The organism is Streptomyces sp. TP-A0874 (assembly GCF_001748085.1).
Lineage (GTDB): Bacteria > Actinomycetota > Actinomycetes > Streptomycetales > Streptomycetaceae > Streptomyces.
Window position 1 is genome coordinate 233,418 of sequence record NZ_BBZK01000003.1, and the last position, 10,618, is coordinate 244,035.

Genomic DNA, 10,618 nt, shown 5'->3' on the forward strand with positions numbered 1-10,618 from the left:
GGCTCCGGCCGCGCTCGCCACCGGTTGCCGGCTGCTCCACCGCCGGCAGTTGTTCGACGAGCCGGCGGGCGCGGGGCGCTACGCCAAGGCGCTCGGCGCCCGACTGCGGCGGGCACCGGGCCGGGAGGCCGCGGCCGGTGCCGTCTTCCTGGCGGTCGTGCTGCTGCTGACCGCCGATGCGGCGCTGACCAGCACGGGGACCGGGCTGCCCGGCGCCGGTCCGTTCGCCTTCGCCCTGGCAGCAGTCGCGGCCGGGGGCACGGTGGTGGCCCTGCGCGCCTGCGCCGCCCCGGCGCAGGCCGAGAGCGCGCGGTTCGGCTGGCGTCGGGCGGTGCGGGAGGCTGCGGGGCGCGCCCACCGGGACCTGCCGGGCAGCGGCCTGGTCCTGCTCGCGCTGGCCACCGCGGCGGTCTGCGGCTGGATGCTGCCACCGCTGCTGCCACTCCTGCCCGGGCCGCTGGCGCTGGCGCTCGTCGCGGTGGAACTCCGGTTCCGGCGGCGATCCGACGACGTGGACCGCCGCCGTCCTGCCACCTGATCCGAGGACTGTCCCGTAGTCCCCGGGTACCGGGCTTCAGCCGGTGGGAAGTCGCTTTCGAAGGTGGCTGCCCGGAGTGCCGGCGCTGGACAAGCGCCGTGCCGGACTGCCGTCAGGCCAATACGCTGGAAGTATGCGCGGCAGCGTGGTGACCCTGTTCCTCTGCGGCGACGTGATGTTGGGTCGCGGCGTCGACCAGATCCTCCCGCGCCCCGGCGAGCCGGCCCTGCGGGAGGTCGGGATGGGCGACGCCCGGGGCTACGTCGCACTGGCGGAGGCGGCGAACGGCCCGATCCCGGCCCCCGTCCCACCGGCGTGGCCATGGGGCGAGGCCCTGCGGGTACTGGCGGCGGCCGCCCCGGACGTGCGCATCGTGAATCTGGAGACATCCGTCACCCGGAGTGACGAGTTCGCGCCGGGGAAGGAGGTCCACTACCGGATGCACCCGGCCAACCTGCCCGCCCTGAGCGTGGCGCGCCCCGACGTCTGCGTCCTGGCCAACAACCACACGCTCGACTTCGGCCGTACGGGGCTCCGGGAGACGCTTGACGCCCTGAGCAGTGCGGGACTGGGGACGGCAGGGGCCGGCCGGGACGCGGAGAGGGCGTACGCGCCCGCGGTGTGCCCGACCGTGGACGGCCCGCGCGTTCTGGTGTTCTGCCTGGCGATGGGGTCCAGCGGCGTACCGCCGGACTGGGCGGCCACGGCGGACCTGGCCGGTGTCGCCTATGTCCCCCTGCCGACGGCGGCGGCCGCCGCCGCCACCGTCGAACGCGTCCGGCGGGTGCGGCGTCCGGGCGACATCGTGGTCGTCTCCGTGCACTGGGGATCCAACTGGGGGTACGGCGTCTCCCGGGAGCAGACCCGCTTCGCCCGCGCACTGGTCGACGGCGGCGTCGACGTCGTCCAGGGGCACTCCTCGCACCACCCCCGGCCCATCGAGGTGTACCGCGACCGGCTGATCCTCTACGGCTGCGGGGACTTCATCGACGATTACGAGGGCATCTCCGGTTTCGAGGAGTACCGCGACGACCTGCGGCTCGCCTACTTCCCCTCGGTCGAGGCGGATACCGGGCGGCTGGTGGACCTGCGGATGGTGCCGCTGCGAGCCGGAAGGATGCGGCTCGAGGCCGCCGCCGAGGAGGACCGGGCATGGCTGCGGGCGACGCTCGGCCGGATCAGCCCGGGCCTGGTCATCGACCCGGCGCCGGAAGGCGCGCTCCGAGCGGCGACCGCCGTGCGGGGCCGGTGAGTCAGCCGTACCGTTCTCCTCCGCCCGGGCGGCCGGGGCGTGGGTAACCGCTTCATGGCCGGCGGCAGACCCGTCCACCTTCATTGAAGCCTTGAACAGTGAGCAGCTTGCGGTTAGCTTAGCCAGGATAGAAAGCGCTTGCTGTCGCCTCTGCGGAGATCGTCGCCTCTGCAGAGACCTTCGAGTGGGTGGGCGCCCGAGAGGGAGGAACCGAGTGGCTCGCAAGACGGTACGGATCGCCATGAACGGTGTGACCGGCCGGATGGGGTACCGCCAACATCTCGTCCGATCCATCCTGGCCATCCGCGAACAAGGCGGCGTCGCCCTCGGCGACGGCGACCTGCTCTGGCCGGAGCCCGTCCTCGTCGGCCGGCGGCAGCACGCCCTGAAGGCACTGGCCGAACAGCACGGCCTCGAGCACTGGTCGACCGACCTCGACGCGGTGCTCGCCGACCCGACCATCGACATCTACTTCGACGCCCAGGTCACCTCGGCCCGGGAGGCGGCGGTCAGGAAGGCGATCGCCGCGGGCAAGCACATCTACTGCGAGAAGCCGACAGCCACCGACCTCGAAGGCGCCCTCGAACTGGCCCGGCTGGCCCGGGCCGCCGGCGTCAAACACGGTGTCGTCCAGGACAAGATCTTCCTCCCCGGCCTGCTGAAGCTGAAGCGCCTCATCGACGGCGGCTTCTTCGGCCGGATCCTGTCGATACGCGGCGAGTTCGGCTACTGGGTCTTCGAGGGCGACTGGCAGCCGGCCCAGCGCCCCTCCTGGAACTACCGGGCGGAGGACGGCGGGGGCATCGTCGTCGACATGTTCCCGCACTGGGAGTACGTGCTGCACGAGCTGTTCGGCCCGGTCCGCAGTGTGCAGGCCCAGGTCACCACCCATATCCCGCGCCGCTGGGACGAGCGGGGCGAGGCGTACGAGGCCACCGCCGACGACTCCGCCTACGGCATCTTCCGACTCGACGGCGGCGCCGTCGCCCAGATCAACTCCTCCTGGGCGGTCCGGGTCAACCGCGACGAACTCGTCGAGTTCCAGGTGGACGGCGTCGAGGGATCGGCCGTGGCCGGCCTGCGCCGCTGCCGGGTGCAGCACCGCGCCGCAACTCCGAAGCCGGTCTGGAACCCCGACCTCCCCACCCCGGAACCGTTCCGCGACCAGTGGCAGGAAGTGCCCGACAACGGGGAGTTCGACAACGGCTTCAAGACCCAGTGGGAACTCTTCCTGCGCCATGTGGCGCTCGACGCCCCCTGGAGCTGGGACCTGCTCGCCGGAGCCCGCGGCGTGCAACTCGCCGAACTGGGCCTGAGGTCCTCCGCGGAGGGCCGCCGCTTCGAGGTGCCGGAGCTGACGCTTTGACCGCGCCACTGCTGCTCCCCGACGGCCGCGGCGGGCTGCGGGACTACCGTCCCCGGCGGGAACCGGCCCGCTTCGCACCGGGCGGTTCGCCGCTGGCCTCCCGCGCCGTCCTCGCCGCCGCGCACGTCGTCGCCGATCCGCTCGCCGACACCACCCCCGACGGCCCCGCGGCCGTCGACTGGGACGCCACCCTCGCCTTCCGCCACCACCTGTGGGCCCATGGCCTCGGCGTCGCCGAGGCCATGGACACCGCCCAGCGGGGCATGGGGCTGGACTTCGGCGGCGCGGCCGAGCTGATCCGCCGATCCGCCGCCGAGGCCAGGACGGTGCCGGGCGCCCGGATCGCCTGCGGCGTCGGCACCGACCAACTGGCCGGCGGACAGACCGCGGGCCACACCCTGGCCGAGGTCCGGGTGGCCTACGAGGAGCAGCTCGCCCTGGTGGAGGAGGTCGGAGCCCAGGCCATCCTGATGGCCTCCCGGGCGCTCGCCGCCGCGGCCCAAGGGCCGGAGGACTACACCGAGGTCTACGGGCAACTGCTCAGGCAGGCCGCCGAACCGGTCATCCTGCACTGGCTCGGCCCGATGTTCGACCCGGCGCTGGAGGGTTACTGGGGCAGCGGCGACCTCGACACCGCGACCGACACCTTCCTTGAAGTGATCGCGGCCCACCCGGACAAGGTCGACGGGATCAAGGTGTCGCTGCTCGACGCCGACCGGGAGATCGCTCTCCGCCGCCGCCTCCCGCAAGGCGTGCGCTGCTACACGGGTGACGACTTCCACTACCCGCAGCTGATCGAGGGCGACGAACGCGGGTTCAGCCACGCCCTGCTGGGCATCTTCGACCCCCTGGGTCCGCTGGCCGCCGAGGCCGTGCGGGTGCTGGCCACCGGCGATGCCCAGGGCTTCCGGGCGATGCTCGACCCCACCGTCGAACTCTCCCGCCACCTCTTCCGGGCACCGACCCGCTACTACAAGACCGGGGTGGTCTTCCTCGCCTGGCTCGCCGGCCACCAGAGCCACTTCAGCATGGTCGGGGGCTTCCAGTCCGCCCGCTCCCTGCCGCACTTGGCCCGCGCCTACGAACTGGCCGATCAGATCGGCCTCTTCCCGGACCCGGAGCTGGCCGAGGCGCGGCTGCGGCGACTGTTGGCCGTCCACGGCCTGACGACCAACGGAGGTGGCACCGTATGACGGCCCCCAAGGATCTCCAGCGGCTGAGCCTCAACCAGGAGACGATCAGGCAGTGGTCGCTGCCGGAGCTGGCGGACGGCTGCGCCGCGGCGGGGCTCGGCGGCGTCGGCCTCTGGCGGGCGCCAGTGCAGGAGTACGGCGTCGAGCGGGCGGCGAAGCTCGTCCGGGACGCGGGGCTGGCCGTCACCAGCCTCTGCCGGGGTGGCTTCCTCACCGCGGCCGACCCCACCGAGCGGGCGGCGGCGCTGGCCGACAACCGCCGGGCGATCGACGAGGCGGCGACCCTGGGGACCGGGACGCTGGTGCTCGTCTCCGGTGGGCTCCCAACCGGGAGCAGGGACCTGCCCGGGGCACGGGAACGTATCGCGGACGCACTGGCCGAACTGAGGCCCTACGCTGCCGAACGAGGGGTGCGGCTGGCGGTCGAACCCCTGCACCCGATGTTCGCCTCGGACCGCTGCGTGGTCTCGACGCTGGGGCAGGCCCTGGAACTCGCGGAGCGTTTCCCGGCCGAGCAGGTCGGGGTGGTCGTGGACACCTACCACATCTGGTGGGACGACACCGTGGGAGCCCAGATCGCCCGGGCCGGCGAAGGCGGCCGGATCGCGGCTTTCCAGCTCGCGGACTGGATCACCCCGCTGCCCGAGGGCGTACTCCTGGGCCGCGGGCAACTCGGGGACGGCTCGGTGGACCTGCGGGATTTCCGCGAACGCGTGGACGCGGCGGGCTATGACGGGCCGATCGAGGTCGAGATCTTCAACCCGGAGCTGTGGGCGCGGGACGGCGGCGAGGTGCTGAAGGAGATCGCGGACCGCTACCGGGAGTTGGTGCTACCGCAGCGGTAGTGCGCGGGCCACAGGAGTCGAAGTGATCGGGCTCAGCGGTGGCGACCAGCCTTGAGGTCGCGGAGAAAGGCGCTCCACGCGTCGGTGGGGAACAGTAGGACCGGTCCCTCGGGATGCTTGCTGTCCCGAACGGGAAGCGCCTTGGATATGGGCTCCGCGACCTCAAGGCAGGCACCACCCTCCTGATTGCTGTGGCTGCTCTTGTGCCAGCGGAAGCTGCTCAGGTCGCGGGGGGTCTCCAAGGGAAGCTTGCCTCCATCACGGTCTGGATGAAAGCCGCTGACTCGTCCGGCGGCAGGGCATTCGCCCTGAGCAGATTGTATGTTAATTGATGGGCTACAACTTCTTCGTAGGCTTCGATGAGTTGACCACCCCAACCACCTTCGAGATAGGCGATATCCGGACCGTCGGAGAAATGGAGAAGCCAGAGCGCGGAGCCCATGGCAGCGTGTTCGCCGTGGTCGATCGGCAGCAGCTGGAGGTGGATGTTCGGATGCTCCGCCATCACCAGCAGGTGTGCCAACTGTTCCCGCATGGCCGCTCTTCCTCCCACCGGTCGGCGAACCACAGCCTCATCGAGAACGACCCAGAGTGATGCGGGGGATGGTCCGTTGAGCAGCGCCTGACGTTCCATCCGAGCAGCCACCAACTCCTCAAGCCGCGCTTCGTCGCGGGGGCGACCGATGCGCAGCATCGCCCGGGCGTACTCCTCGGTCTGGAGAAGGCCCGGCACGGTGTCCAGACCGTAGGTGCAGAGGCTTGACGCCTGCGCCTCCAACTCCATGAAGCGGCGGTAGCGTCCAGGGATGGCGGCCCTGATGACCAGTGGATACAGCCGACTGAAATAGCCGTCCGTGTCGAGTGCGGCGTCGAGTGCTTCGGAGAGTTCCCGGGTTGGCATCCGGGTCGTCGTTTCCACGTGTCCGATCATCGCCGGGCTGTAGCAGACGATTTCGCCGAGTCGGGCGTGTGAGAGCCCGGCGGCGGTGCGGAGTCTGCGGAGCTCTGCCCCGTAGTAGGCCGGTACGGATTCCGTGGGGTCCAGTTCCCGTGGACGTGCTGCCATGGCTCGCAAACCTCAATCTCTACTTCGCCCACGTAGGGGCGAAACCCCTGTTGGGTGTGGTTCTTCTGGGGCGATCCTGTGGGTACTCAACGTAGCGGGCTGGTTGCACAGGGCGACTGGCTTTGGGAAAGGTGCGACCTTGATGACGCAGGCAAGCCCCAGGGATGCCGTGGTGAACCGCTTCTCACGTCACGCGCGGAGCGTCGGGCGGGCCAGGGCGGTGCTCCGGGCGCAGCTGGCGGTGTGGGGCATTGCCGGAGATGCGGCGGAGGTGGCCGAACTCCTGCTGTCGGAACTGGTCACCAATGCCGTCCGGCACGCCTGTGCGCCTCAAGGCCGGGAGATCCGGACCCTCTTCTCCGTGAACGGCGGTCTGCTGAGGTTGGAGGTCTCCGATGCGAGCGATCGGCAGCCGAGTCCGACGGTGGCTGGAGACGGTGACGAGGGCGGACGGGGGCTGTCACTGGTCGCGGCGCTCTCCGACGACTGGGGCGTCATGCCGCGCGAGGGGGTCGGCAAGAGCGTCTGGGCGTTGGTCAAGCTCCCTGCCAGGTCAGTGGGCGGGTTGGTGGATGACTCGCGCATCAGCGCCCAGGTACTTGGGTCCCGGCACCGCCAACAGCGGCGGTGAACCGGCGAACCAGCGCTGCACACAGTAGGTGCCTTGCTGTTCGACGTACAGTGACCGTTCTGCCCGGGGTGCGCTCGATGCCGAGGGCAGGGTCGGCTCGATCCGTCCAGGGGCTGCCGCCAACTGGCCGCTTCCCGGGTGATGGAGAGTTCGCGGTTGACGGTGTCTCGGCGTCCGACCCGTCCGCCCGCGCCGCCGTGAGTTCGGCGGGCAGCGGCGGTGGACCGGGTTCCGTACGCCTCTCTTGTGTGCGGCGACAGAGCCGAGTGTCAGAAGTGTCCGGGCAGGAGTTCGGCGAGCAGGCTGCGGATGCGCTGCTCGATCTCGTCCCGGATGGGACGGACCGCTTCGACACCCTGCCCGGCCGGGTCGTCGAGCTTCCAGTCGAGGTACTGCTTGCCGGGGAAGACGGGGCAGGAGTCGCCGCAGCCCATGGTGATCACCACATCCGAGGCTTGGACGGCCTCGACGGTCAGTACCTTCGGCCGCTCGGCGGCGATGTCGACACCGATCTCCGCCATCGCCTGGACGGCGGCCGGGTTCACGGCGTCGCCCGGTGCGGATCCCGCGGAGCCAACCTCGACCAGGCCATCGGCGAGATGGGTGAGGAAGGCGGCGGCCATCTGCGAGCGGCCGGCGTTGTGGACGCACACGAACAGCACCGACGGCCTGGACTCAGACACGGGCGGATCCTTCCGGGGAGAGCGCCGACCCGGCCGTCGGCGCGGGCCGGGGGAAGAACCGGCGGGCGGCCAGGGCGACATGGACCATGCCGATGAGGACGGGGACCTCGATGAGCGGTCCGACCACCCCCGCGAGGGCCTGGCCGGAGGCGGCACCGAAGGTGGCGATGGCGACCGCGATGGCGAGTTCGAAGTTGTTGCCCGCGGCGGTGAACGCCAGCGTCGTCGCCTTCGGGTAGTCCAGCCCGGCCGCGCGGCCGACGGCCATGGACCCGGCCCACATCACGGTGAAGTACACCAGCAGGGGCAGGGCGATGCGGGCGACGTCCAGAGGCCGGGAGGTGATGGCCCCGCCCTGGAGGGCGAAGAGCACGGCGACGGTGAACAACAGGCCGTACAGGGCGAACGGGCCGATTCTCGGGATCAGCTCCGTCTCGTACCAGGTACGGCCCCGGGCCTTCTCGCCCAGGCGCCGGGTGAGGAAGCCGGCCAGCAGGGGGATGCCGAGGAAGATCAGCACGCTGCGGGCGATCTCCCACACCGAGACGTCCAGCGCGGTCTGCTCCAGGCCGAGCCAGCCCGGCAGCACGCTCAGGTAGAACCAGCCCAGCGTGGCGAACGCGACCACCTGGAACACCGAGTTCAGCGCGATCAGCACGGCGGCGGCCTCGCGGTCACCACCGGCGAGGTCGTTCCAGATGATGACCATCGCGATGCAGCGGGCCAGGCCGACGATGATCAGGCCGGTCCGGTACTCGGGCAGATCCGGCAGGAAGACCCAGGCGAGGGCGAACATCAGCGCCGGGCCGACGATCCAGTTCAGGGCCAGGGACGGAAGGAGCAGACGGCGGTCGCGGGTGACGGTGTCCAGACGGTCGTAGCGGACTCTTGCGAGGACCGGGTACATCATCACGAGCAGGCCGAGCGCGATCGGCAGTGAGACGCCGGCGACGGTGACCTTCGCCAGCAAGTCCCCCAGGCCGGGAACGAGCCGGCCCAGTCCGAGGCCGGCGGCCATCGCGAGCAGAATCCACCCGGCGAGAAACCGGTCCAGGAACGACAGCCGCGCGGCCACCGGCCCCGCGGGCACCGCTGCGGTGGTGGCTTCCGGGTTCACGAGGGGCCTCCGGCGGGCCCGGTCTCGGCCGGCGGCTGCCCGGCGGGGCGGGTGAGAATCGTGGCCAGGCGGTCGGTCGTCTGCGGCAGCAGCCGGTAGTACACCCACGTTCCGCGCCGCTCGGAGTCGATGAGTCCGGCCTGCTTCAGCAGCTTGAGGTGATGGGAGATGGTCGGCTGGGACAGCTCGAAGGCCGGGGTGAGGTCGCAGACGCAGATCTCCCCGCCGGCGCGGGAGGCGATCATCGACAGCAGCCGTAGCCGCACCGGGTCGCCCAGCGCCTTGAACACCTTCGCCAGTTCGATGGCCTGGTTTTCGTCCAGGGGGGTGGTCAGCAGTGCGGGGCAGCATCCGCCGACGCCATCCTGCCCGAGCACCTCGAGCCCTTGTTTCGACATGCTTCTATGTTGACGTTTCTCGATCCAAGGCGCAAGCTTGAATCGGTAATCATCAATGCAGCCTGTTCGGAGAGGTCACCATGTCCCGTGCCCAGCTCGCGCTCAACGTCGCCGACCTCGAAGCGTCGGTCACCTTCTACTCCAAGCTGTTCGGTGTCGAGCCCGCCAAGCGCCGCCCCGGCTACGCCAACTTCGCGATCAGCGCCCCGCCGCTCAAGCTCGTCCTCATCGAGGGCGAGCCAGGACAGCAGACCCGCCTGGACCACCTCGGCGTCGAGGTCGGCACCACAGACGAGGTCGGCGCCGCAACCACCCGGCTCAGGGAGGCTGGACTCGCGACATTCGAGGAGAACGACACCTCCTGCTGCTACGCCCTCCAGGACAAGGCGTGGGTGCATGGCCCCGGTGGGGAGCCGTGGGAGGTCTACGTGGTCAAGGCCGATACGGAGCAGATGGGCAAGAGCGCTACTCCGGACGGTGACGCCTGCTGCGGCGGGTAGTGGCGCTGACACCGGATCGGCGGAGCCCAGCCGACGGTTGCCCGCGGTGCCTGTGAACAGCCGACAGCGTCTCCACCGCTCCTCTGGCCCCAGTCGATCCGCCGTTGCCGGGACGCGAGTGGACGCAGGTCGCCGCTGCTGCCGATCAGGCCTGTCTCCTCGCTAGGCGGAAGGGGCGACCAGGGCGTCGGACTGGTACGAGCGCCGCAGCGCGTCGGCGATGAAGCCGCTCGCCTTCAGCTCTTCGACGAGGTCCCGCAGGAACCGGACGGTCTCCGGCCGCCGGTTCCTGGTCGTGCCGAGCGCTTGCCGGATCTGCATGAAACGGTCTCCGATCATCCGGACGTCGGGGTTGGCCGCGACGAACTCGGTCATCGGCTGCCGGATGCCGGCCGCGACTTCCAGCCCCTCGCTGCGGAAGGTGTCGACCCCTTCGTCGCCACGCACAACGCTCGCGTGCCGCAGGGTGCGGGTCAGGAAGAGGTCGTAGGCGGAGCCGCGCTTCACGCCGATGCGTACCCCCGCGCGGTCGACGTCCGCCGCCGTGACCAGCGGGGACCCCTGGGGCACGGCGAACACGCCCTCGATCACCACGTACGGTGCGGTGAAGGCGACCTCCTCCTCGCGCGCCGGCTCGACGGCGAGGAAACCGATGTCCGTCCGGCCCGTGGTCAGCGCTTGCTGCGACTTCCGCGCCGCGTCGAAGCAGACCAGCTCCACCGGCACCCCCAGCCGTGCGCCGATCTCCCGCGCGATGTCCACCGTGACGCCTTTGGGCGCTGTCGGCGTGCCCTGGGCCAGCACCGGGTTGCCGAGGTTGATCGAGGCCCGAAGTACCCCACTGGGCGCCAGGTCCGTGGTGACAGCGGTTGTAATGACCATGATCGGAGTGTAGAGGTCGGGGGGAAGAAGCCCTCCCGGAAAGCCACATGCTCCGGCGCGGTCGGTCGCTGCCGGAGCTGGGCCGGGCGCACCCGTCCGGAGGCGAGGCAGGCCTGCGGCGGCCCGCACCGCTGCCGCCGACGAGGA

13 protein-coding genes are annotated in these 10,618 nt (G+C 70.8%); 7 read left to right on the forward strand and 6 right to left on the reverse strand.

The window, feature by feature from the left end; genetic code table 11:
* The first annotated feature begins 49 nt into the window (after positions 1-49).
* From BGP73_RS00895 to BGP73_RS00915, 5 genes are all read left to right on the forward strand, one after another.
* Positions 50-538 carry a hypothetical protein gene (locus BGP73_RS00895; RefSeq protein ID WP_306303443.1) on the forward strand — a complete coding sequence of 163 codons (489 nt, stop codon included), beginning with the start codon at positions 50-52 and terminating at the stop codon, positions 536-538.
* A 133-nt stretch (positions 539-671) separates the two neighbouring features.
* On the forward strand, positions 672-1,790 hold the full coding sequence (locus BGP73_RS00900; RefSeq protein ID WP_069811282.1) for a CapA family protein: 1,119 nt from the start codon (positions 672-674) through the stop codon (positions 1,788-1,790).
* Between the two features lie 214 nt (positions 1,791-2,004).
* Complete coding sequence (locus BGP73_RS00905; RefSeq protein WP_069811283.1) at positions 2,005-3,156, forward strand: Gfo/Idh/MocA family protein; 1,152 nt, start codon at positions 2,005-2,007, stop codon at positions 3,154-3,156.
* Positions 3,153-4,349, forward strand: coding sequence for a dihydrodipicolinate synthase family protein (locus BGP73_RS00910; protein ID WP_244501037.1), 1,197 nt, complete (start codon positions 3,153-3,155; stop codon positions 4,347-4,349). Before BGP73_RS00905 ends, BGP73_RS00910 begins: the two co-directional genes overlap by 4 nt.
* On the forward strand, positions 4,346-5,194 hold the full coding sequence (locus BGP73_RS00915) for a sugar phosphate isomerase/epimerase family protein (RefSeq protein ID WP_069811285.1): 849 nt from the start codon (positions 4,346-4,348) through the stop codon (positions 5,192-5,194). The genes BGP73_RS00910 and BGP73_RS00915 overlap by 4 nt, the downstream gene beginning before the upstream one ends.
* A gap of 32 nt (positions 5,195-5,226) precedes the next feature.
* Here the strand turns inward: BGP73_RS00915 and BGP73_RS00920 are convergent, their stop codons facing one another.
* Together BGP73_RS00920 and BGP73_RS00925 are read right to left on the reverse strand one after the other, a co-directional pair.
* A complete protein-coding gene (locus BGP73_RS00920) occupies positions 5,227-5,436 on the reverse strand; it encodes a DUF397 domain-containing protein (protein WP_069811287.1) in 210 nt (69 codons plus the stop codon).
* Complete coding sequence (locus BGP73_RS00925; protein WP_079127099.1) at positions 5,415-6,260, reverse strand: helix-turn-helix domain-containing protein; 846 nt, start codon at positions 6,258-6,260, stop codon at positions 5,415-5,417. Before BGP73_RS00925 ends, BGP73_RS00920 begins: the two co-directional genes overlap by 22 nt.
* Before the next feature lie 142 nt (positions 6,261-6,402).
* On the opposite strand from BGP73_RS00925, the gene BGP73_RS00930 reads away from it, so the two are divergent.
* The gene (locus BGP73_RS00930) at positions 6,403-6,891 is read left to right on the forward strand and encodes an ATP-binding protein (protein WP_069811289.1); all 489 of its coding nucleotides are present in this window, start codon (positions 6,403-6,405) and stop codon (positions 6,889-6,891) included.
* A 269-nt stretch (positions 6,892-7,160) separates the two neighbouring features.
* Here the strand turns inward: BGP73_RS00930 and BGP73_RS00935 are convergent, their stop codons facing one another.
* The 3 genes from BGP73_RS00935 to BGP73_RS00945 are packed head-to-tail and all read right to left on the reverse strand — an operon-like array spanning position 7,161 to position 9,089.
* Positions 7,161-7,574 carry an arsenate reductase ArsC gene (locus BGP73_RS00935; RefSeq protein WP_069811291.1) on the reverse strand — a complete coding sequence of 138 codons (414 nt, stop codon included), beginning with the start codon at positions 7,572-7,574 and terminating at the stop codon, positions 7,161-7,163.
* The gene (arsB, locus tag BGP73_RS00940) at positions 7,567-8,691 is read right to left on the reverse strand and encodes an ACR3 family arsenite efflux transporter (protein ID WP_069811292.1); all 1,125 of its coding nucleotides are present in this window, start codon (positions 8,689-8,691) and stop codon (positions 7,567-7,569) included. The genes BGP73_RS00935 and arsB overlap by 8 nt, the downstream gene beginning before the upstream one ends.
* A complete protein-coding gene (locus BGP73_RS00945) occupies positions 8,688-9,089 on the reverse strand; it encodes an ArsR/SmtB family transcription factor (protein ID WP_069811294.1) in 402 nt (133 codons plus the stop codon). The genes arsB and BGP73_RS00945 overlap by 4 nt, the downstream gene beginning before the upstream one ends.
* Before the next feature lie 80 nt (positions 9,090-9,169).
* On the opposite strand from BGP73_RS00945, the gene BGP73_RS00950 reads away from it, so the two are divergent.
* On the forward strand, positions 9,170-9,589 hold the full coding sequence (locus tag BGP73_RS00950) for an ArsI/CadI family heavy metal resistance metalloenzyme (protein WP_069811296.1): 420 nt from the start codon (positions 9,170-9,172) through the stop codon (positions 9,587-9,589).
* Positions 9,590-9,751: 162 nt separating this feature from the next.
* Here BGP73_RS00950 and BGP73_RS00955 read toward each other — a convergent pair whose 3' ends face one another.
* The gene (locus tag BGP73_RS00955; protein WP_069811297.1) at positions 9,752-10,471 is read right to left on the reverse strand and encodes a transporter substrate-binding domain-containing protein; all 720 of its coding nucleotides are present in this window, start codon (positions 10,469-10,471) and stop codon (positions 9,752-9,754) included.
* Between the last annotated feature and the right edge of the window lie 147 nt (positions 10,472-10,618).